At 63.7% G+C, this 20,869-nt stretch carries 19 protein-coding genes; 1 reads left to right on the top strand and 18 read right to left on the bottom strand.

Annotated elements, in window-relative coordinates; all coding sequences use genetic code 11:
- Nucleotides 1-145: 145 nt before the first annotated feature.
- From nuoK to ACYVL5_RS03120, 11 genes are all read right to left on the bottom strand, one after another.
- Nucleotides 146-448, bottom strand: a complete 303-nt coding sequence (nuoK, locus tag ACYVL5_RS03170; protein WP_460594102.1) for an NADH-quinone/ubiquinone oxidoreductase subunit 4L family protein — start codon at nt 446-448, stop codon at nt 146-148.
- A gap of 30 nt (nt 449-478) precedes the next feature.
- Nucleotides 479-982: an NADH-quinone oxidoreductase subunit J gene (locus ACYVL5_RS03165; RefSeq protein ID WP_460594101.1), complete on the bottom strand. Its 504-nt coding sequence runs from the start codon at nt 980-982 to the stop codon at nt 479-481.
- Nucleotides 983-992: 10 nt separating this feature from the next.
- Complete coding sequence (nuoI, locus tag ACYVL5_RS03160; RefSeq protein WP_460594100.1) at nt 993-1,391, bottom strand: NuoI/complex I 23 kDa subunit family protein; 399 nt, start codon at nt 1,389-1,391, stop codon at nt 993-995.
- A gap of 39 nt (nt 1,392-1,430) precedes the next feature.
- The gene (gene nuoH, locus ACYVL5_RS03155; RefSeq protein ID WP_460594099.1) at nt 1,431-2,477 is read right to left on the bottom strand and encodes a complex I subunit 1/NuoH family protein; all 1,047 of its coding nucleotides are present in this window, start codon (nt 2,475-2,477) and stop codon (nt 1,431-1,433) included.
- A gap of 124 nt (nt 2,478-2,601) precedes the next feature.
- Entirely contained in the window at nt 2,602-5,061 is a 2,460-nt protein-coding gene (locus ACYVL5_RS03150; protein ID WP_460594098.1) for a molybdopterin-dependent oxidoreductase, read from the bottom strand.
- A gap of 98 nt (nt 5,062-5,159) precedes the next feature.
- The gene (nuoF, locus tag ACYVL5_RS03145) at nt 5,160-6,944 is read right to left on the bottom strand and encodes an NADH-quinone oxidoreductase subunit NuoF (RefSeq protein WP_460594097.1); all 1,785 of its coding nucleotides are present in this window, start codon (nt 6,942-6,944) and stop codon (nt 5,160-5,162) included.
- Between the two features lie 21 nt (nt 6,945-6,965).
- The gene (locus ACYVL5_RS03140; protein WP_460594096.1) at nt 6,966-7,499 is read right to left on the bottom strand and encodes an NADH-quinone oxidoreductase subunit NuoE family protein; all 534 of its coding nucleotides are present in this window, start codon (nt 7,497-7,499) and stop codon (nt 6,966-6,968) included.
- 30 nt (nt 7,500-7,529) lie between these two features.
- Nucleotides 7,530-8,699: an NADH-quinone oxidoreductase subunit D gene (nuoD, locus tag ACYVL5_RS03135; protein WP_460594095.1), complete on the bottom strand. Its 1,170-nt coding sequence runs from the start codon at nt 8,697-8,699 to the stop codon at nt 7,530-7,532.
- 45 nt (nt 8,700-8,744) lie between these two features.
- Nucleotides 8,745-9,230, bottom strand: coding sequence for an NADH-quinone oxidoreductase subunit C (locus ACYVL5_RS03130; RefSeq protein ID WP_460594094.1), 486 nt, complete (start codon nt 9,228-9,230; stop codon nt 8,745-8,747).
- Between the two features lie 33 nt (nt 9,231-9,263).
- Complete coding sequence (locus tag ACYVL5_RS03125; RefSeq protein WP_460594093.1) at nt 9,264-9,776, bottom strand: NADH-quinone oxidoreductase subunit B; 513 nt, start codon at nt 9,774-9,776, stop codon at nt 9,264-9,266.
- Nucleotides 9,767-10,123, bottom strand: coding sequence for an NADH-quinone oxidoreductase subunit A (locus ACYVL5_RS03120; protein WP_460594092.1), 357 nt, complete (start codon nt 10,121-10,123; stop codon nt 9,767-9,769). The genes ACYVL5_RS03125 and ACYVL5_RS03120 overlap by 10 nt, the downstream gene beginning before the upstream one ends.
- 364 nt (nt 10,124-10,487) lie before the next feature.
- Between ACYVL5_RS03120 and hemL the strand changes: the two genes are divergently transcribed.
- A complete protein-coding gene (gene hemL, locus ACYVL5_RS03115) occupies nt 10,488-11,771 on the top strand; it encodes a glutamate-1-semialdehyde 2,1-aminomutase (RefSeq protein WP_460594091.1) in 1,284 nt (427 codons plus the stop codon).
- A gap of 248 nt (nt 11,772-12,019) precedes the next feature.
- Here hemL and ACYVL5_RS03110 read toward each other — a convergent pair whose 3' ends face one another.
- The 7 genes from ACYVL5_RS03110 to ACYVL5_RS03080 all read right to left on the bottom strand — a co-directional run bounded on the left by ACYVL5_RS03110 (nt 12,020) and on the right by ACYVL5_RS03080 (nt 20,797).
- Nucleotides 12,020-12,373, bottom strand: coding sequence for a hypothetical protein (locus ACYVL5_RS03110; protein WP_460594090.1), 354 nt, complete (start codon nt 12,371-12,373; stop codon nt 12,020-12,022).
- A gap of 256 nt (nt 12,374-12,629) precedes the next feature.
- Nucleotides 12,630-14,075: an NAD(P)/FAD-dependent oxidoreductase gene (locus ACYVL5_RS03105; protein WP_460594089.1), complete on the bottom strand. Its 1,446-nt coding sequence runs from the start codon at nt 14,073-14,075 to the stop codon at nt 12,630-12,632.
- Complete coding sequence (locus tag ACYVL5_RS03100) at nt 14,072-15,223, bottom strand: radical SAM protein (RefSeq protein ID WP_460594088.1); 1,152 nt, start codon at nt 15,221-15,223, stop codon at nt 14,072-14,074. The genes ACYVL5_RS03105 and ACYVL5_RS03100 overlap by 4 nt, the downstream gene beginning before the upstream one ends.
- Nucleotides 15,224-15,231: 8 nt before the next feature.
- A complete protein-coding gene (locus ACYVL5_RS03095; protein WP_460594087.1) occupies nt 15,232-16,764 on the bottom strand; it encodes a cobalamin-dependent protein in 1,533 nt (510 codons plus the stop codon).
- Between the two features lie 153 nt (nt 16,765-16,917).
- On the bottom strand, nt 16,918-19,263 hold the full coding sequence (locus ACYVL5_RS03090) for a hypothetical protein (protein WP_460594086.1): 2,346 nt from the start codon (nt 19,261-19,263) through the stop codon (nt 16,918-16,920).
- Nucleotides 19,264-19,401: 138 nt separating this feature from the next.
- Nucleotides 19,402-19,929: a hypothetical protein gene (locus tag ACYVL5_RS03085; protein ID WP_460594085.1), complete on the bottom strand. Its 528-nt coding sequence runs from the start codon at nt 19,927-19,929 to the stop codon at nt 19,402-19,404.
- A 37-nt stretch (nt 19,930-19,966) separates the two neighbouring features.
- Nucleotides 19,967-20,797 (bottom strand): cytochrome c biogenesis protein, encoded by an 831-nt coding sequence (locus ACYVL5_RS03080; protein WP_460594084.1) that lies wholly within the window; start codon nt 20,795-20,797, stop codon nt 19,967-19,969.
- Between the last annotated feature and the right edge of the window lie 72 nt (nt 20,798-20,869).

The following is a 20,869-nucleotide window of genomic DNA, read 5'->3' as shown; positions in this document are numbered from 1 at the left end:
AAAAGCTTAGTTCTATGTTCTAAGTTCTAGGTTCTAGGTTGTGATGCCTGCGGACTCGTACTCCTCCCGCTGGCGGGCGCTCTACGTCTGTTCTTGGTTTTCAACATAGAACCTAGAACATAGATCGTAGAACTTGTTTGCCTTTCTACAGCTTCATCACGTTGATGTCCTCGACGTCGATGGACTCGCGGTTCTTGTAGAAGGCGATCATCAGCGCCAGGCCGACGGCTGCCTCGGCGGCGGCCACGGTCATGACGAAGAAGACGAAGATCTGGCCGTCGAGGTTCCCGAGGTAGCGGGAGAACGCGATGAAGGAGAGGTTGACCGCGTTCAGCATCATCTCGACGCACATGAAGATCACGATGGCGTTCCTCTTGGTCAGGACACCGATGCAGCCGATGGAGAAGAGGATGGCCGAAACTATAAGGTAGTTGTTCAGAGCTAGCATTTCATCACCCCTGTATCGCTCGCTAAAGCGTTAGATTTTCTTCTTGGCCAGGATCACCGCGCCGACGATGGCGGCCAGCAGCAGGATCGAGGTGATCTCGAACGGGAGCAGGAAGTCGGTGAAGAGAGCCTTACCGATCAGCTCCACGTGGCCGGCCTTCACGATGGCGGCGTGGTCAAGCCCCCCCGGAGCACCGGTCATCCCGCCCCGCATCAGGAACAGGCAGGTCTGGAAGAGGACGAAGATCCCCAGGGCCGAGCCGGCGAACACCGCGTGGGAGCTCCTCTTGGCGGTCTCGGTCCTGATGTTCAGCAGCATGATCACGAAGATGATGAGAACCATGATGGCGCCCGCGTACACGATCACCTGGGTGACAGCCATGAAAGGGGCGTCCAGCATTACGTAGAAGGTCGCCAGGCAGAAGAAGGTCATCACCAGCGACAGGGCGCTGTTGATCGGGTTTTTGCAGGTGATCACCAGCAGGCTGGAGATCACGGCCACCGCGGCCACCACGATAAAGAAGATCGATTCCATTGCTGCTCCTTTATTTCTTTTCTAAGAGTCGCTCTTTGTTGAAGGTGAAGTCGGCACGCTTGTAGTTGGCGAGCTCGAAGGTCTGGGTCATGCGGATGGCATCGACCGGGCAGGCCTCCACGCAGTAGCCGCAGAAGATGCAGCGGAGCATGTCGATTTCGTAGACGGCGGCGTACTTGTCGTGGTTCGCGTCTTCACCAGCCTCGACCGTGATGCACTTGGCCGGGCAGACAGTGGGGCAGAGGTAGCAGGCCACGCACTTGGCCCGATCGTGGGAGACGTTCAGGGCGTGCAGACCGCGGAAGCCGGGAGCGACGTCGGGACGCTCAGTCGGGTACTGAAGGGTAACCGGCTTGGAAAACATGTGTTTCAGAGTGATCTTCAGACCGTTAATCAGCGGCATTATCATTTTCGGCACCTCGCCTAAGAATTCGTTGCTAGATCGGAACTACTTGCCCAGAGCCATGACCACGATGCCGGTCACGACCACGTTCACCAGGGTGAGCGGCAGGAAGACTTTCCAGCCCAGACGCATCAGCTGGTCGTAACGGTAGCGCGGGTAGGTCGCCCTGATCCACATGCAGACGAAGATCAGGAAGTACACCTTGATGATGAACCAGAGCCACCCCGGCAGCACCGGGCCGTGCCAGCCGCCCAGGAAGAGGGTGACGGTGACGGCGCAGACGGTGACCATGTTGGCGTATTCAGCCATGAAGAACATCGCGTACTTCATGGAGGAGTACTCGGTGCAGAAACCGGAGACCAGCTCGGTCTCGGCCTCGGGAAGGTCGAACGGGGTCCTGTTGATCTCGGCCAGCGAGCAGATGAAGAAGATCACGAAGGCCAGGGGCTGCTTGAAGGCGTACCAGCCGCCGCCCGCCTGGTCGGCCACGATCTTCTGCAGCGACAGGCTCTCGGAGAGCATGAAGACCGAGATGATGGAGAGGCCGGCGGCCAGCTCGTAGGAGACCATCTGGGCCGCGGAGCGGAGCCCGCCGAGGAGCGAGTACTTCGAGTTGGAGGACCAACCCGCCAGGACGATCCCGTAGACGCCCAAGCTCGCCATGGCCAGGATGTAGAGGACGCCGACGTTGATGTCGAAGACCTGGGAACCGGCCTGGTCGTAGTAAGCGGCGATCTGCAGCGGCACTTTGTAGCCGCCGATGGAAACCGTGTCACCGAAGGGGATGACCGCGAAGGAGATGAAGGCCGGGATGAGGGCCACCAGCGGAGCGATCAGGAAGGCGAACTTGGATGCCTGGCTCGGAACGATCTCTTCCTTGAAGAACAGCTTCACGCCGTCGGCGATCGGCTGCAGCAGGCCGTGCCAGCCGGTCCTCATGGGACCCAGGCGCACCTGCATGTGACCGATGATCTTTCTCTCCGCGTAGGTTGCGTATGCTACGGTCAGGAGCACAAAGACAAAGGCTACGAGCACCTTGGCAACCATGGCTATGTAGTACGCGACCGGCAGTCCTAAGATTAGCGTATCCATCTGATAGTCTTCCCCTCTTGTGTGAAATTGACGAGTCGTATAAGGCTAAGCGGGTATCCGCTCTTGTTCTCTGTCGGACGGTCGGACCGGTCGGGCTATGCGGACCGGTCGGACCTGCCGGAACTTATTTCGCGACAGTTACGTAGGTTACCGCGGCGCCGTCGGTGATGCTGTTGATCGAGGCCTCACCGAAGTGGTAGGGGGCGAAGACCACACCCTTGGGCACCCTTTTGCCGACCTTGGCCTTGAGGCTCACGCTGCCGGTGGCGGAGGTAAGCTTCACGGTGTCCCCCTCGGCCACTTTCAGGGCCGCGGCGTCGTCGGTGGAGAGCTCGGCGTAGCCGTCCGGGCAGACGTACATCGGACCTTCGCCGAAGCGGCTCATGGTGCCGTTGTGGTAGAGTGCCGAGCCGGTGACCAGGGCGAACTTCCCTGCCTGGGCGGCCGGGGTCTTGGCGGCGACGGCGGTCAGCTTGGCGGAGACGGTGACCGGAACCACCACCCCTTCGTCGGTGAGCTTCGCCTGGGTGAGCCCGGCGTAGCCGGCGACCGAGGAGGCGATCTCTGCGAAGACGTCCCCCTGCTTGGCGTAGCGGGCGCCACCCAGCGAGGAGTTCAGGGTGGAGAGCACCTCGAAGTCGCTCTTGGCGAGGCCAAGCGGCTTGATGGCCTGGCGTACGTTCTGGACCCGGCGGCCGAGGCTCGTGAAGGTGCCGGACTTCTCGGCGAAGGAGACCACCGGCAGCACCACGTCCGCCTTGGCGGCGGTCTCGGTCAGGAAGAGGTCGGCCACCACCAGGAAGTCGACGGCGTCGAGCGCCTTCTCGACCTTGGCGCGGTTCGGGTAGCTGACCACCGGGTTCTCGCCGGCGATGTAGAGAGTCTTGATGGAGCCGGCCGCGGCGCCGTCGATGATCTGCTGGGCGGTGAGGCCGCCTTTCTGCGGGTAGAGCCCGAGGTCGGCAGCGCCCTGGCTGTTGTTCTTCTCGCCCATGATGAGGAGGCCGGCGCCTTCCTTGCCGATCTTGCCGGTCAGGATGGCCAGGTTGGCGGCCGCCTGGGCAAGGTTCGCGTCGTGGCCCGGGTAACCCTGGCCGATCGGGAGGATGATCAGCGCCTTCTCGGCGGTGGCGAACTCCTTGGCGATGGCCGCGATCTCCTCGGCGCTAAGGCCGGTGGCCTGGAGGTCGGCGGCGGAGAGGGAGCCCTTGAGCTCGGCCAGGCCGGGGGCGTCGACCGCGAGACCCTGCTCGATCACCGAGGCGCAGAGGGCGTTGAAGAGGGCCACTTCGGCGCCGGGGGCATGGACGGCGGTCTTGGCGCCGGGAAGCTTCCCGAGCTTGCCCTTCTTGTCGGAGACGATCTGGAGCTTGACCCCCTTGCGCTTGACCCCGAGGTTGATCTCGAAGCCGATGACCGGGTGGGTCTCGTAGGCGTCGGACTTAACCACCAGGAGCTGCTCGGCCTTCTGGATGTCGGCGATCTCGGAGGGGGAGGCGGTGATGCCGAAGCTTGCCTTGGCGCCCTTGGTCAGCGCCTCGTGGGCGTAACCGGCGGAGTGGTCGACGTTGTCGGTGCCGAGGGTCTCCTTGAAGAGCTTGCCGAAGACGAAGAGCTCCTCGTTGGTGAGACGCGCGGTGGTCAGGGCGGCGACCGAGGCCGGGGCGGACTTGGCGGCGGCGAGCTTGTCGGTGACGAGCTTCAGCGCCTCTTCCCAGGTGGCCTCAACGAGCTGGCCGTTCTTCTTGACGAGCGGGGTGGTGAGGCGGCGGTCGGAGTTGACGAACTGGTAGCCGAAGCGGCCGCGGGTGCAGAGCTGGCCGTTGTGGAACCCCTGGTTCTCGTCGTAGACGGTGGTGAGGACCTTGTTGTCCTTGACCCCCAGGGTCAGCTGGCAGCCGGTGCCGCAGTAGGAGCAGACCGACTTGACCTTGTTGAGCGCCCACCAGCGGGCCTTGAACTTGAAGGGACGGGAGTTGAGCGCGCCGACCGGGCAGACCGATACGCAGGAGCCGCAGAACTCGCAGTTGAGCGGCCCGTCGAACTCGGTACCCATCTTGGCTTCGATACCGCGGTTGATGAAGGTGTAGGCGCCGTAGGAGACGATCTCGTCGCAGATCCTCGCGCACTTGCCGCAGTGGATGCAGCGGTTCATGTCGCGCTCGATCAGCGGGTTGTCGTAATCGATGGCGTGGTTGAACTTCTCGTCCACGAAGCGGTTGGTGTTGACCTTGTACTCGTAGGTGAGGTTCTGGAGGTCGCAGTCGCCGGCGGCGTCGCAGACCGGGCAGTCGATCGGGTGCTTGAGGAGCAGGAGCTCGAGCACGAGCTTCCTCGCCTTCACGATCTCGTCGGTCAGGGTCCGCACGATCATCCCTTCGGTGACCGGGGTGGTGCAGGCGGGGATCAGCCTCCCCTTCATCTGCTCAACCTCTACCAGGCACATACGGCAGCCGCCGAACGGATGCAGCTTCTTGTCATGGCAAAGGATCGGTATCTTTATGCCGGCCGCCTTGGCCGCATCATAAATGGTAGCGTCTTTTCCTACCGAAACCTGTTTCTCGTCGATTGTAAGATTTACCATCTCATCCTCACAAAAATCAGTTCTAGGTTCTACGTTCTACGTTCTAAGTTACAGGCTTTAACCCAGAACCTAGAACGTAGAACTTAGAACATGTTTTGTTATTCAATCGCCATGAAGCGGCAGGCGTCGTAGCAGGATTTGCACTTGGTGCAGTTCTCCTTGACCAGCTCGGCCACCTGGCCCTTCTCCCAACGGATCGCGTTGGACGGGCAGGCACGGAGGCAGGCGCCGCACTTCACGCACTTCTCGGGGACCACCTGCCAAAGGAGCAGCTCCTTGCAGGAGTTGGAGGGGCAACGCTTGTCGTTGATGTGCGCCTCGTACTCGTTGCGGAAGTATTTGACGGTGGAAAGGATCGGGTTGGGAGCGGTCTGACCGAGACCGCACAAGGACGCCTTCTTGATGGTGGCGCCCATCTCCAGGAGGGTGTCGATGTCCTCGGGCTCGCCGCGCCCCTCGGTGATCTTCTCCAGGATGTCGAGCATGGCTTTCAGGCCGATACGGCAGGGAACGCACTTGCCGCAGGACTCCATCTTGGTGAAGGTGAGGAAGAAGCGGGCCACGTCGACCATGCAGGTGGTCTCGTCCATGACGACCAGACCGCCGGAGCCCATCATGGCGCCCGCCTTGATCAAGGAATCGTAATCGACCGGGGTGTCGAGCACCTCGGCCGGGATGCAGCCGCCGGAAGGGCCACCGGCCTGGACCGCCTTGAACTTGCGGTTGTTGGCGATGCCGCCGCAGACCTTGTAGATAACGTCGCGCACGGTCATACCGGCCGGAACCTCGACCAGACCGGTGTGCTTGACCTTGCCGGTGACCGCGAAGATCTTGGTACCCTTGGTGGTCTCGGTGCCCAAAGACGCGTACCAGTCGGAGCCCTTGTTGATGATGTGGCGGACGTTGGCGAAGGTCTCGACGTTGTTGATGTTGGTCGGCTTGCCCCAGAGGCCCTTGACCGCCGGGAACGGCGGACGGGGACGGGGCATGCCGCGCTCGCCTTCGATGGAGGCCATGAGGGCGGTCTCCTCGCCGCAGACGAACGCACCGGCGCCCTTCTTGATCCTCAGGTCGAAGTCGAAGCCCCAACCCTGGATGTTCTTGCCGAGGTACCCTTTCTCGTAGCAGGTGTCGAGCGCCTTCTGGAGACGGTCGATGGCCAGCGGGTACTCGGCGCGGACGTAAACGTAACCGGCGTAGCAGCCGATGGCGTAGGCCGCGATCATCATACCCTCGATGACGCAGTACGGGTCACCTTCGAGGATGGAGCGGTCCATGAAGGCGCCCGGGTCGCCCTCGTCGGCGTTGCAGATGAGGTATTTCTTGTTGCCCGGCGATGCCGCGCAGAAGGACCATTTCATGCCGGTCGGGAAGCCCCCGCCCCCACGGCCACGGAGTCCGGACTTCTTCACCTCGTCGACGACCTCGGCGGGCTTCATGGTGGTGACGCACTTCTCGATGGCCTTGAAGCCGTCTTCCTCGAGGTAGGCATCGAGCCTTTCCGGGTCGATCTGGCCGCAGCCGGTCATGACCACGCGCATCTGCTGGTCGACGAAGGTGTTGTAGTAGTCCTTCGCCTTCTTCTTGGCGATGACCTCCTGCTTGATGATGTGCTCGTCGATGATGGCGGCCACGTCCTCGGGCTGGACGAAATCGTAGGTGATCCGCCCGAGCTCAGGGGTGATGATATCAACGAGGACGTCGTTGGCGCACAGACCGCGGCAGCCGGTCTTGACCACGTCGCAGCGCTTGCCGATCTGGGCCACGAGCCCCTTCTCGGCGATCAGCCTGGCGAACTCGTGCTCGACCTGCTTGGCGCCGGCCGAGATGCCGCCGGTCCCCTGACAGATAAGTATCTTTACTGCTTCAGCGTTTTCGCTCATGACAAATGGTCCCCTGGAAGATTACTTTTGCTCGGGTTTCATCGGTGCCTGGTTGTACCGCTCCACGATCTCGTCGACCTTCTGGACCGTCATCTTGCCGAAGGTGTCGTCGTTGACCATCGCCAAGGGGGCCATACCGCAGGCACCCAGGCAGGCCACCTTCTCGAAGGTGTAGCGGAGGTCCGGGGTGGTCTCGGCGTGGCCGATCCCCAGGCGCCCGAAGAAGGTCTCCACGATACGCTCGGCGCCCTGGACGTGGCAGGCGGTACCGACGCAGACCCTGATGATGTAGCGGCCGCGCGGCTTCAGGTGGAACTGGGCGTAGAAGGTGAGCACGCCGTAGATCTGGCTCGGGTACACGTTGAGGCGCTCGGCCACCAGGTCGATGGTGGGACGCGGCACGTAGCCGTACCAGTCCTGGATACCCTGCAGTACCGGCATCAGGTTGCCCGGCAGCGTAAGGTACTTGTCGATGATATTGTTGGCTTCGGTAAGGTCGATTACTTCTTCCGGCGTTTCGTCGGCCTTGACAGCCTCGGCAGGAGCGTTAGACATGTACCCCTTCTCCTTATCGTTTCGTTTGAGTTAGCGGTCGATTTCGCCCAGAACGATGTCGAGCGTCCCGATGACGGCGACCAGGTCGGCCAGCATGGAGCCCTTGGCCATCTTCTCGATGGCGGACAGGTTCACGAATGAAGGCGGACGGATCCTCATCCGGTAGGGACGGTTGCTGCCGTCGGACACCACGTAGTAGCCGAGCTCCCCCTTGGGAGCCTCGACCCCCTGGTAGACCTCGCCCTCGGGAACCGGGAACCCCTCGGAAGCGATCTTGAAGTGGTGGATCAGCCCCTCGATGGAGTTGTACACGCTCTCCTTCGGCGGGTAGCAGACCTGCGGGGCGTCGGCCAGGATCGGTCCGGGCTTGAGCTTCTTCAGGGCCTGGTCGATGATCTTGACCGCCTCGCGCATCTCGACCAGACGGCACTTGTAACGGTCGAAGGTGTCGCAGTTCTCGCCGACCGGCACCTTGAAGTCGTACTCTTCGTAGCCGGAGTAGGGGATGTCGCGCCGGAGGTCGAAGTCGACCCCGGAGCCACGCAGGGCCGGGCCGGAGATGCCGTAGTTGATGGCGTCCTCGGCGCTGATCACGCCGTTACCCACCGTCCTCTGCAGCCAGATGGTGTTCTTGGTGAGGAGCCCCTCGTAGGTGTCGAAGTGCCCCGGGAAGGTGTCGATGATCTCCTTGACGTCCTTCTCGAAGCCGTCGTAGAGCTCGCGGGAGAGGCCGCCTACGCGGTAGTAGTTGGAGGTCATCCTGGCGCCGGAGATCTTCTCGTAGATCTCCATGACCTTCTCGCGCTCACGGAAGGCGTAGAGGAACACGGTCATGGCACCGATGTCGAGGGCGTGGCAGGCGATCCAGACCAGGTGGCTCTTCAAGCGGGTGAGCTCGCTCATGATGATGCGCACGGTCTTGGCGCGCTCCGGGACCTCGATCCCGAGGAGCTTCTCGACGGCCAGCACGTAGCCCAGGTTGTTGCTCATCGGGGCCAGGTAGTCCAGACGGTCGGTGAGCGGGATGGTCTGGTGGTAGGTCCGGTGCTCGGAGAGCTTCTCGACCCCCCGGTGCAGGTAGCCGATGTGGGGGGTGATCTTCTGAATCACCTCGCCGTCCAGCTCGACAACGAGCCGCAAAACGCCGTGGGTACTGGGGTGCTGGGGCCCCATATTCAATGTCATTATCTCGGTGCTCATTGATCCCTCTATCTGATGCTTGGAATGGAATGGTCCTGGTTTAGACTACGACAGACGCCCTTTGTACGGCTCGCGGTCCGGTCCCTGTACCGGGTAGTCCTTCCGGAGGGGATGCCCGACCCAGTCGTCGGTCATCAGGATGCGGACCAGGTTCGGGTGGTTCGCGAACTTGACCCCCATGAGGTCGTAGACCTCGCGCTCGAGCCAGTCGGCGGAGTTCCAGAGGGCGGTCGCGGAGTCGATGGAGCAATCCTCCTCGGTCACCGGGGCCTTGACCCTGATCTTGTCCTTGTTGGGGATGGAGGTCAGCTGGTAGACCACCATGAAACGGGGATCCTGCCCCAGGTAGTCGACCGCGGTGACGTCGACCAGGAAGTTGTACTTGAGATCCTCCTTGAGGCACTTCAAAACCTCGAGGATCTTCTCCTTCTTGACGGTGACGGTCACCTCGCCGCGGAACTCCTTGGTCTCGAGGAGGGCATCCGCGAAACGCTCCTTCAGCTTCACTACAGCGCGATTATTTTCTGCCATGTCAGCCTTACCTTTCCCTTTGGTCGTTGTAGATTACGCGGCGGGCTCGAGGCGGTCGCCCAGGCCAATGGAGGAACCGAAGGTGTTCTTCTCTTTGGCGATCTTGTCCTGCAGCTTCATGAGGCCGTAGAGAAGCGCCTCCGGGCGCGGCGGGCACCCCGGGATGTAGACATCGACCGGGAGCGCCTCGTCGATGCCCTGCACGACGGAGTAGGTGTCGAAGATGCCGCCCGAGCAGGCGCAGGCGCCCATGGCGACCACCCACTTCGGTTCCGGCATCTGCTCGTACACGGTCTGGATGACCGGGAGCATCTTCTTGGTCACGGTGCCGGCGATGATGATGCAGTCGGACTGGCGCGGGCTAGCGCGGAAGATGATGCCGAAGCGGTCAAGGTCGTGCTTGGCGGCGCCGGTGGCCATCATCTCGATCGCGCAGCAGGCAAGCCCGAAGGTCATCGGCCAGATGGAAGACTTCCGGGCCCAGTTAACCAGGCTGTCCAGGGAAGTCGTGATGATGTTGTCGCCCAACGGCTGATTTACTCCCATTCCAGTGCTCCTTTTTTCCAAACGTAAACGTAACCCACGAAGAGGATCACGATGAAGACACCCATCTCGATGAGGCCGAACATGCCGAGCCTCTTGAACAGCACCGCCCAGGGATAGAGGAAGACGGCCTCGATGTCGAACAGGATGAAGAGCATCGCGATCAGGTAGAACTTGACCGAGAAGCGCTCGCGAGCGGTACCGACCGGCTCGCAGCCGCACTCGTAAGGTGCGAGCTTCACCTTCGACGGTTTCTTCTGTCCGATCAGCGAAGAAAAGACCACCGACCCCAGACCGAAGCAGACCGCTATGATCACCAGCACCAAGATTGGCAGATAAGCACCAAGCATCCCTATCCTCCCGTACTTCCAAAGGTATGTTTTTTGTTGCACGCACGCGGAAATGCCGTATACTGCACGCTTCTTTCCCTTCCCGGTTCCTCCGGCATTAAGAGTCGATGAGAGATCAGGAGGTACAAAGGTATACTGTATACAACACCGGCCCCGAAATTATTTCATTCCCGCTACTTTGTCAAGCAGAAAATAATTCTAATCTTCCAGTTTCAGTAACATTTTCGACACACCAGCAAAACGGACCGATCTAGTCCTAAGTGTGCGAAGAGGTACGGGTTTTATTCCTTGACAGATCCGCCGCCGCTGTGCTACCAAACACGGCATAATGCAATGATTAACAGTCAGTTAGGAGAATCCGCTTATGGAAACCAGCCGTTCCGCAGCACTGTTCCAAGAGGCCATCAAGTCGATTCCGGGTGGGGTGAACAGCCCGGTCCGCGCTTTCCGCTCGGTCGGTTCTGACCCCTTATTTATCAAGAAGGCCGCCGGCTCCCGCATCTTCGACGAGGACGGCAACTCTTTCATCGACTACGTCGGTTCCTGGGGTCCGATGATCCTCGGGCACTGCCCGGCCCCGGTGGTGGCCGCCGTCAAGGCCGCGGTGGACAACGGCGCCTCCTTCGGCGCCCCCACCGAACTGGAGGTGACCCTGGCCGAGATGGTGATCGAGGCGGTCCCCTCCATCGAGATGGTGCGCATGGTCTCCTCCGGGACCGAGGCGACCATGAGCGCGATCCGGCTCGCCCGCGGCTACACCGGGCGCGACAATATACTTAAATTCTCCGGCTGCTACCACGGCCACTCCGACTCCCTGCTGGTGAAGGCCGGCTCGGGTGCCGCCACCTTCGGGGTGCCGGACTCCCCGGGCGTTCCCGCCGACCTGGCCCGCCACACCCTGACCGCCACCTACAACGACCTCGCTTCCGTCAAGGCGCTGGTGGCCGCCAACCCGGACTCGATCGCCTGCATCATCGTCGAGCCGGTGGCGGGGAACATGGGGACCGTTCCCCCCAACCCCGGATTCCTGGAGGGGCTCCGTGAGATCTGCACCCAGGAAGGGATCGTGCTGATCTTCGACGAGGTGATGTCCGGCTTCCGGGTCGCCTACGGCGGCGCGCAGGAAGTCTACGGGGTCACCCCGGACATGACCACCCTCGGCAAGATCATCGGCGGCGGTCTCCCGGTCGGGGCCTTCGGCGGCAAGAAAGAGATCATGAGCCAGCTCTCCCCCGCGGGCGGCATCTACCAGGCCGGCACCCTCTCGGGTAACCCGCTCGCCATGACCGCCGGGATCGAGACCCTGAAGCTCCTGAAGCAGCCTGGCTTCTATGCAAGCCTCGAGGAGAAGGCCAAGTTCGTGGCGGAAGGGATCGCCAAGGCCGCCAAGGACGCCGGGGTCCCCATCTACTCCACCCGCGTCGGCTCCATGTTCTGCGCCTTCTTCTCCGGCAAGCCGGTGGTGGACTGGGACTCGGCCTCGGCCTGCGACACCAAGCTCTTCGCCAAGTACTTCCGCTCCATGCTGGAGAACGGGGTCTACCTCGCCTGCTCGCAGTTCGAGACCGCCTTCGTCTCCATCGCCCACAGCCAGAAGGATCTCGAGGACACCATCGCCGCCGCGGCCAAGTCGTTCAAGGCGCTTTAAAACCCATGGAACGCGGATAAACCATAAGTAGTACAAATAAGAAGGCCCCTCTCGCTTCGGCGGGAGGGGCCTTTTTTTGATTGATCTATACAAGCATTGGAACGGGGATGACGCGGATTGAACGGATTCACGCGGATATGGCTTTTGGGGTACCCCAAAAAAGGATTAGGCCTTGGGTTTTCCTTTAGGAGGTTGATCCGCGTAAATCCGTTCTATCCGCAATATCCGCGTTCTGATGGTGTTAAGCCTCACCGGAAGGCTGTGCAGTAGCCCCACCAGGTGCCGCCACCGACGATGACGAAGAGGATCACGTGCTTGGCGATCAGCATCTTTCTCCGGGTCGCCTCGGCTTCGGGGCCGTAGAAGTTGTTCACGTAGGTGAAGCTCCGCATCCCTCCGGTGGCGAAGATGCAGACGGCGGCGCCGACGGCGTTCCAGAAGAAGAAGCGCTCGATGTCGGCCAGGAATCCGGCTCCGGCTTTGGCCTGGATGCGGTAGCCGTGTAATAGATAGATGGCGATCAGGGCGGAGAGCCAGTAGCCGGTGGCAAAGTCATGGATGAAGCCGTTGAGTACGATCAGTACTTTCTTGATGGTTTCCACCGGGGTGGTTCCTCCTTACACTGTATGGGCTCACGGCGCCGGGGTTCGGCGAGCGAATGGAGCGCTAGTGGTAGCTGCCATTGTGGTCGCGGTTTATTCTCGAGGACGCGGAGAGGCCGCATTCTTCGCGGTGGCAATATTCGTTTTCGGGAAGACGGCTCCGATGCGCCCTCACCACTGCCTCTTGTATATTGATACTCTCGCCCCCACTGGGGGAGAGGGTGGCCGGAGGGCAGGGGATATAGGGGGATAGCTGCTAGGGGCGGGCGCCTTCTTCGTGGTAGTCGTCGTCGGCGTTTACCTCCCATAGGTCGTGGTTCTCTCCCATGATGTTGCGGGCGGCCAGCAGGCCGGTCAGCATGGAGTGATCCATGTTGTTGTAACGGTGCATCCCGTTTCTCCCGATCACCTGCAGGTTGCCCAGGCCGGCCAGGTAGCCGCGGATCGCCGCCACGCGGGCGAGGTATCCGTCATCGTACATCGGGTAGGCCTTCGGTACCCTTACCACCACCCCCTCGCGCACGAGCCCGGGAGGCACCAGGCCGGTCGCCTCCAGCTCGCGGGTGGCCAGCGCCACCAGCTCGCCGTCGGATGCGCTCCAGAGCGCGTCTCCCTCGAAACAGAAGTATTCCATGCCGAGACAGCTCGTTCCCCGCTCGGGGACCAGCTCGGGGCTCCAGTTACCGAAGTTCTGGATCCTCCCCACCTTGAGCGATTCCTCGTGAATGTAGATCCAGGTGTCGGGAAAGAGGTTCTCGCGCTCCACGATGAGCGCCACGGTCAGGAAATCCCGGTAGCGCAGGGAGGAGGCCGCCTCGGCGACTTCGCCGCCGGGTGGGGGATCCAGCTCTCTCACCAGCAGGCTGAGGGGGATGGTGGAGACCAGGTGCCCCACCGGGAGAAACTCCTTCCCGTCACGCCCCTCCAGCTCGACGCCGGCCACCCTCCCATCTTCCAGGTGGATCCTTGCGACCCGGGTGTTGAAGCGGACCTCCCCCCCGTGGCGGACGATCTCGCGGCAGAGGGCCTCCCACATCATTCCCGGCCCGAGCCTCGGGTAGTGGAAGGCGCCGATCAGGGTGCGGACCGGCTCACCGTCCTCGATGGTCCCGGGGCGGCGGAGCATGTTGGCGACCGCCGTCCGAAGCGACAGCCCCTGGATCCGCTGGGCGGCCCACTGGGCGCCGATCTCGCGGCAGGATACCCCCCAGACCTTCTCGGTGTAACTGCGGAAGAAGAGCTCGAAGAGGCGGTCGCCGAAACGGTTGGTGACCCAGTCGGCCAGGGTCTCCTCGGGACGGATCGGGGCGACCTTGCGCCTTAGGTAGCTCGCCAGGATGGCGAGGCTCTCCCCGATCCCCAGCCCCGCCAGCACGTTGGCGGGCTTGAGCGGATAGTCGAAGAAGGTCTTGCGGCAGAAGATGCGCGATGAGCGGGGACGCAGCAGGAAATCCTCCCCCAAAAGCTCGTGCCAGAGCTCCTCGACCAGGGGATGCTTGGTGAAGAAGCGGTGCCCGCCGATATCGAAGCGGTACCCCCGGTGGGTCACCGTGCGCGCGATCCCCCCCGGGAAGGATTCCTTTTCGGCCACCACCACCTTGACCCCGTGGCGGGCCAGCTCGTAGGCGGCGGTCAGCCCGGCCGGCCCTCCCCCCGCCACCAGCACGACTCCGTCTCTGTAGGGCCTCTCCCCGGTGGTCATGAACGGCTCCTCCAGCCGGGGCGGCGAACCCGCAACGACTCCCGCAGGAAGTCCAACGGGTGCTCGGCGGTCAGCGACAGGTTGTAGCTGCAGGTGTAGCAGCATGGGGAGAATTCGGCACAGTGCCGGATGCGCTCCTGGCAGCCGGCGACCCTCGCCCACCCCTCGCGGATACCTTCCCGGCGCAGGTCGGCGACCGGCGGGAGATCGACGCAGGGGGCGAGCCGCCCGTCGGTATGGAGATCGGCGAAGAGACGGCCGGCGCCGCATTCCCCCATGCGCCCTCCCGTCAGGTAGTCGGCGGCCTTATCGTAAAAGCCGCTGTACTCCCAAAGGGGCGCCCCTTCCCGGCGCAGGCGGGCAAGCTCCCGGAAGAGCTCCGCCATCTCCCGGCGCTCCTCGTCGCTGGCCGCGAACTGCGGGTGGTCGCCGCGATGGGAAAATCCTCCCCCCTGGGCGACCGGGAAGACCGAGAGGTAGAAGCCGCGCTCACTCGCGAAGTCGAGCAGGGTCAAGGTCTCGCGGTAGTTCAGGCGGGAGAGGGTCATGTTGAGCTTGACCGGCTGGGGGGGGGGCGAGGTGGCCAACAGGTCGAGGGCCGCCAGCGCCTCGGGGAGGAGGTCGCGTCCGCGCAACTGCCGGTAAAGCTTCCGGTCGAGGGTGTCGAGGCTCACCGCCAGCTGCAAGAGCCCGCGGAGCGCGCCGAAACCGGCCAGGTGGGAGGCGTTGAAGACGGTCCCGTTGGTCGTGGTGGTATAGAGAAAGCCGAGGCGGTCGAGGAGGTGGAAGATCTCGAAGAGGTCGGGGCGCAGAAACGGCTCGCCGCCGGAGACCTCGACCACCAGGAAGCCGAAGGAGTTGAGATCCGCCAGGATCCGCTCGATCTCGGAGAAGGGGAGCTCCTCGGCCGGGGTACACCAGACCGAGCACATCGGGCAGGCCTCGTTGCAGCGGTTGGAGACGTTGAAGCTCAGGAAGGTGGGCTTTTGCCGCCGCATCCGCCAGGCCACCCTGAGCGCGGCGATGGGGAGAGGGAGCCTCACGGACGCCCCCCCTTCCCTGCCGCGCCGCCGGAGCGGCCCGGGGAACAGGATGGAGATGCCGCCGCGGCGCCGGTCTTTACGGGGAAGGAGACGGTCACGTAGCAATCCCCCGGCTAGGGGATGGGGGCGACGACGGCGTGGTGGTCGACGTTGGCCGGGGCCCTGCGGGCCGCGTGGCGTCCGTTGACCGCCCGCATGAGCTGCACCACCTCCTCGGGCATCCGCGCACCCCCTTCCTTCATGGCGCTCTTCATCTGGCCCGCCAGGTAGGAGTGGTTGATGAGGAGATCGAGCACCGAGAGCATGAATTCCTGCTTCCAGGGGGAGAGCTCGTGGAGGTGCTGGAACTTGTGCATGAAGAACTTCTGCGACGCCCTGCCGAGCTCCTTCTCGAGCTCCTCGAGGGTCATGTTCTTCGGCTTCACCACCGGCTCGACCAGGTTGTACTTGCGGTAGTCCTTGGTGGCCACGTACGGCTCCAGCTCGCTGTAGAGCTCCGCGTAGGGCCAGGGGGCGATGGCGAGGAAGAATCCCATGTCCGGGTTGTACTGCTTGGCGAGCTCGACGGTGGCGGCGATGGACTCCGGGGTGTCGTCCGGCATCCCGAGCACGAAGGAGGTCTCGGAGACGATGTCGGCGGCGTTGATGATGTCGATGGCCTTCTTGGACTGGGCGACCTTGGTGTTCTTGTTGAAGAGGTCCAGGGTGGCCTGGTCCCCCGCCTCCACCCCGACGTAGATGTGCTCCACCCCCGCCTCGCGGTAGCGGTGCATGATGTCCTCGTCCCGCAGGATGTCGTCCACCCGGGTCTCCATCAGGAGCTTCACCCCGACCTTCCGCTCGATCATCAGGTCGAGGATCCTCACCCAGCGGTCGCGGTCCAGGGTCGGGATCTCGTCGGAGAGCATGGCGACCTCGACGCCGAAGCGGTCGCGGAGCGTCTCCAGTTCGGCCACGAAGTTCTCCGGGCTCCTCGCCCGCCAGGACTGGGCCCAGAAGAGCTGCTGGGAGCAGAAGGAGCACTTCTCCATGCAGCCGCGGGAGGAGGAGACGATGGCCAGCCGCGCATTGTGCTTGGCGCGGTAGGAGTAGATCGGCCACTCCACCAGGTCCCACGCGGTGGGGAGCGCGTCGAGGTCCTGGATGTAGGGGGCCTTGGGGGTGACCACCACCTTGCCGTCGCGCCAGAAGGCGAGCCCCTTCACGTCCGCCGGGTCGCCGCCGGAATTCAGGCAGTCGATGAGCGCCGGGAGGGTTGCCTCCCCCTCGCCCCGCACGATGAAGTCGACGGTGTCGTGTTCCTCCTCGAGGATCTCCTGATAGCAGAAGGTGGCGTGTACGTTGCCGTGCACGGTGACGACGTCGGGATTGATCTCCTTGGCGAGGGCGGTCAGTTGCAGGGCGTGGGCGATCGAGGCGGTGAAGGAGGTGGTGGCGACCAGGTCCGGCTTGAAGGCGCGGATGCGGGCCTCGATGTCGGGCCACTTGTGCCAAAGCGACATGGCGTCGTAGTAATCGACCTCGCAGCCGGCCACGCGGAGCGCGCCGGCGATGTAGACGAACCCTACGTTGAGCCAGGTGCCGGCCGATTCGACGACGCCTGAGTGGTAGGGGGGAGTGATGAGTGCTACTCGCTTGATATTCATGACAGCTCCAGGACTGGGTCACCAACATGCAGCAGAAAATATGCAGGGAAAACTTCCTGCCAATTTACCCTTTCGGGGGTGGTGTTGTCAGCAAAAAAAGATATAGATTCCAGGCAGTTGGTAATGTTTATTCAACAATACCAAGAGTGTTAGCTAATGTAATCCGGACGGTGGCGCCTCATCCCGTAAGGGGGGTGGTGCCGAGAGCCGGCCGAGCAGGAAAATCCCCGCCACGAGCAGCACGCACCCCGTCAAAGAGAGGAGTTTCCCTACCCGAAGCTCGTCCGGGCGGTACTCCATGACCAGGGTGTGCCTTCCGGCGGGCCAGACGACCGCCCTCACCAACGAGTCGGCGGCGAGGATCGGAACGTCCCTGCCGTCGATGGCCGCGCGCCAACCGGGCCAGAAGGCGTCGTTCACCACCATGGTGGCGTCGGCGGAGGCCTCTCCGGTCACCTCGATGCGCTCCGCCTGCCGCGACACCGAGAGGACCGAGCCGGCAGCGACCGGGAGCATCGCCCCGGTCTCCACGATGGCTTCCCGTCCGCCGCGCCGGGTCTCGTCCACCAACGCCAGCCGGGCCTGTTCATCATTGGCCACCGGGATCACCGCCTTGGCGAAACCGGCCCAGGGGCGGTGCAGGATCGACCAGATCTCCATGCCGTTACGCGGATCGGTCTTTTGCAGGGTCCCGGTCGCGGTCATGGGGCGCCAGAGGCTCTGGTCGGCACCTCCCGGCGGCAGTACCAGGTGAGTGACCGCAAAACGCGGTGCCGCCATGGCGAGCTCCGGCCCCAGGGCATCGTTGAGACGGAACCAGCGGATCGGGAAGAGCCCGGTGTCGACCGAGAAGTTGTCGATACGGTACCTGGCGTTGGCGTTGGCGGCCATGCTGGTGAGGACCCCGTAATCGAGCTCGTCGATGGCATCCCACCCCTGCCGCGGGGCATGTGGCGGAACAGGACCGGCATTGAAGATCCGCAGCCCCGAGGACGGCGCCTCGATGGCGGGAGGGGTGGCGTTCACCCTCGCCTCGGGGCGTCCCGGCCTCAGCGCGTAACCCGACGCCGCTAAGCAGGCCACCCAGACGGTGGCAGCGAGGCCGATGCGGCAGGCGGTGCTTCTTCCCCTCAGGGCGGCCATCGAGCAGGCGGCCACGGCCAGCGCGGCCATGAGGGCGTGGGGGACGCCGCGGGAGAGGTGCGAGGCGACCGCGGGGTTAAGCCTCCCCGAAAGCGCCGCCACCGCGAGCCAGGCGGCCAGGGTGAGCAAAGCGGCCACCGCGGCGGCAATGGCAAGGCGTCTGGCCACCTTGCGGTCCCCGGCCACCCGGTCCGCACCCAGGGCGGCGAGGAGGGCCAGGAAGGCGAGCCCCACCGGGAGGTACTTCTCCCCGTAGCGAAACCCCTTGAAGACCGGCACGAGGTCCTGAATGGCCCGGGCGCCGAGGTAGCGCCCCATGGCAAGCCAGAGGGCCACCGCCGCCAGTATCGCCGCCACCCGTCCGCTTCTGGAGCCGCGGATCCCGGCCACGGCCAAAAGGAGCGTCGCCGCCCCCACGAAGACGCTCTCCGTGAAGGGGACGTTGAACCAGGTGGGATTACCGAGGCTCATGTAGACCGGCGCGGTCTGCGGGCCGTCCTGGGGCCACCAGAAAAAGCCGGGCGAGACGAGCTCCACCAGCCGCCAAGGGGCGAGGTCCCACTGGTTCACGTCGTAGTCGGGGAGCGGGAGCGCCCGGTTGGTCAACTGCAGAAAGCTCCAGGAGGGGGCGAGTTGCACCCCCGCCAGCAGGGCTCCCACCAAGGCTCCCCCGATGGCCATCGCCAGGCCGCGACGTCCGCCCCCCTCGGCGGCCAGCGCGAGGCCCGCGACGGTGGCTACCGCAAGCATCTGGATGTCCCCTGAAAAGGCCGCCGAGGCCACCGCGCAGGACGCCAGGGCGAAGCTCCACCCCCCCGGGCGGGTCCCGCAGAGGCGAAGGGCGGCGAGCACCCAGGGGACGGTCGCGGCACCCGCCAGGAAGACGAGGTTACCGGTCATGGAGAGGGGGTAGCCGGCCAGTCCGTAGGCGAAGCCCGCCAAAACGGAGGAGACGGGGGAAGCGCCGAAGACCGCGGCCAGCCAGCCCGCCCCGAGGCCTGCGCAGAGTACGTACCCTCCCATGAGCGGGTCGAGGCCGTCACCGGGGAAGAGGAAGGCGGCCGCCACGGAAACCGGGTGCAGCACGCCATGGATGGTTTCGCCCCAAAAGGGCATGCCGGTGGCACAGAACGGGTTCCACAAGGGGAGCGACCAGGAGCGGAGGGCCTGGCCCGCCAGCGAGCGTAACGGGGCGTACACCCCCGCGCTGTCGCGCTGCACGAGGGTCATTCCCCCGGCCCAGACCCAGACGAGCGGGGCGAGGGTCCCCAGGGCGAGTATCAGGGCCGCAGGCCCCCAACTGCGCAACCGCGATGCCGCTCCCCTCATTCCCACTGCCTCTGCTCTTTCCGCCAAATCGCTCTCCCAGGAAACTCCCTCACCCCTGCCCCTCTCCCGGAGGGCGAGGGGATATGGAGTTTCTGCCCCTCTCCCGGAGGGCGAGGGGATAAGGAAGGCTCATCCCCGCCTCTCCTCGGCTCTTCCCGCCACCGGTCAGCGGCCACGCGGCTGGTCGAAGGTCGCCGCCGCATCGGTCACCAGCCAGCGCCCATCCTTCACCTCGAGGGTGTAGGCGACGTGGTAGACGAAATCCTTGACCTCGCCGGTCTTCGCCCCGCTCTTGATGTCCAGGTAGGCGAAATCCCAGGTCTCGTCGGTCTTCACCAGGCAGCGGTTCGGCGCGGGAAAGTCGATGCTCCGGTAGTCGATCCTTTTCAGGTGGGAGTCCATGCGTGCCTTCCCCTCCCCGATGGCGGCCATGTGCGTGTAGGCCTTCTCGGCCAACTGGACCGTCGCGGCCTCCTGCACCGGATTCATGTTGAGGTTCCGGTACCCGTCGCTCAAAAGCTGGTTGTAGCGCTCCACCACCTGCCGGATCAACGCCGGGTCCTTCGCGGGGGCCCGGGCCGCTGCCGGGGCGGAGGGAGAGGGGGCGGGAGGAGACTCTTTCTCACGGCAGCCGGTAAAGAGCAGCAGGGAGAGAGCGGCCCCTACGGCTATAAGCGCCGACAAGGAGCTCATCCCCCGGCCTCCCCTTCCCCGGACGGTTGCCTGTCTGCTACTTGAAGTATTCGGCATGGATCGAAGACTCGAATAACGGGGTGAAGAACAGCGAAACCAGGGTCAGGACGAAGCAGACCACGAACAGCCAGGCGGCCCGCTCCCCCTGCCAGGCGAAGAAACGCCGCAGGTGAAGGTAGATGCCGAACACCGCCCAGGTGACCAGCGACCAGGTCTGCACCGGGTCCCAGTTCCAGAAGATCCCCCAGGACTGGTAGGCCCAGATGGAGCCGGCGAGCATCCCGATGGCCCAGAAGGTGAAGCCGAACCCGGCGAAGCGGTAGGCGTAGATGTCGATGCCGGGCAGATCGGGGAGCTTGCGGGAAAGCCCCGCCAGGCGCCCCCTCCGGATCATCAGGAAGAAGATCGAGAAGGCGAAGGCGATGATGATGGCCGAAAAGGCGATCTTGTAGAAAAGGATGTGGAGCACCAGCCAGACGCTGCGGAAGGTGGGGGGGAGGCTTTTCATCTCCGGGTTGAAGAAGAGGCCGAGCGCCACCAGGATGAACGCGGCGGGGATCACCACCACCCCGGCGGCCTTCAGCCGCGGATAGGGGATGATGAAGAGCAGGTAGGCCACCAGCAGCACCCAGGCGTTGGAGGAGAGGACCTCGAAGCGGTCGATGTAGGGACCATGCCCCACCATGCGCCACCAGATCACCAACCCTATCCCGTGGAGCACCAGCCCCGGGAGAAGCGCCCAAAGCCCCCTCTTTACCGAGGCGGGCCGGTCGAAGAACTGGCCGTAGATGAAGAGGATGGAAGCCACTACATAGATGATGACGGCACCCCAATGGATTCCCGTAACCAGTGCAAATGAACCTTTCATAATTCTCCTGAAGAAGAGACAGTATCTGAGCGGCGTCGTTCAGGCAGGCAGATGCCCTTGGGAAGGCATCGC

The organism is Geomonas sp. Red276, assembly GCF_054784495.1.
This window is presented reverse-complemented; position numbering and strand designations above follow the sequence as displayed.

What these genes read in the sequence shown, in the direction of transcription:
- nuoK (WP_460594102.1), bottom strand. Translation starts at nt 448, where the DNA reads ATGCTAGCTCTGAACAACTACCTTATAGTTTCGGCCATCCTCTTCTCC.
- ACYVL5_RS03165 (WP_460594101.1), bottom strand. Translation starts at nt 982, where the DNA reads ATGGAATCGATCTTCTTTATCGTGGTGGCCGCGGTGGCCGTGATCTCC.
- nuoI (WP_460594100.1), bottom strand. Translation starts at nt 1,391, where the DNA reads ATGATAATGCCGCTGATTAACGGTCTGAAGATCACTCTGAAACACATG.
- nuoH (WP_460594099.1), bottom strand. Translation starts at nt 2,477, where the DNA reads ATGGATACGCTAATCTTAGGACTGCCGGTCGCGTACTACATAGCCATG.
- ACYVL5_RS03150 (WP_460594098.1), bottom strand. Translation starts at nt 5,061, where the DNA reads ATGGTAAATCTTACAATCGACGAGAAACAGGTTTCGGTAGGAAAAGAC.
- nuoF (WP_460594097.1), bottom strand. Translation starts at nt 6,944, where the DNA reads ATGAGCGAAAACGCTGAAGCAGTAAAGATACTTATCTGTCAGGGGACC.
- ACYVL5_RS03140 (WP_460594096.1), bottom strand. Translation starts at nt 7,499, where the DNA reads ATGTCTAACGCTCCTGCCGAGGCTGTCAAGGCCGACGAAACGCCGGAA.
- nuoD (WP_460594095.1), bottom strand. Translation starts at nt 8,699, where the DNA reads ATGAGCACCGAGATAATGACATTGAATATGGGGCCCCAGCACCCCAGT.
- ACYVL5_RS03130 (WP_460594094.1), bottom strand. Translation starts at nt 9,230, where the DNA reads ATGGCAGAAAATAATCGCGCTGTAGTGAAGCTGAAGGAGCGTTTCGCG.
- ACYVL5_RS03125 (WP_460594093.1), bottom strand. Translation starts at nt 9,776, where the DNA reads ATGGGAGTAAATCAGCCGTTGGGCGACAACATCATCACGACTTCCCTG.
- ACYVL5_RS03120 (WP_460594092.1), bottom strand. Translation starts at nt 10,123, where the DNA reads ATGCTTGGTGCTTATCTGCCAATCTTGGTGCTGGTGATCATAGCGGTC.
- hemL (WP_460594091.1), top strand. Translation starts at nt 10,488, where the DNA reads ATGGAAACCAGCCGTTCCGCAGCACTGTTCCAAGAGGCCATCAAGTCG.
- ACYVL5_RS03105 (WP_460594089.1), bottom strand. Translation starts at nt 14,075, where the DNA reads ATGACCACCGGGGAGAGGCCCTACAGAGACGGAGTCGTGCTGGTGGCG.
- ACYVL5_RS03095 (WP_460594087.1), bottom strand. Translation starts at nt 16,764, where the DNA reads ATGAATATCAAGCGAGTAGCACTCATCACTCCCCCCTACCACTCAGGC.
- ACYVL5_RS03085 (WP_460594085.1), bottom strand. Translation starts at nt 19,929, where the DNA reads ATGAGCTCCTTGTCGGCGCTTATAGCCGTAGGGGCCGCTCTCTCCCTG.
- ACYVL5_RS03080 (WP_460594084.1), bottom strand. Translation starts at nt 20,797, where the DNA reads ATGAAAGGTTCATTTGCACTGGTTACGGGAATCCATTGGGGTGCCGTC.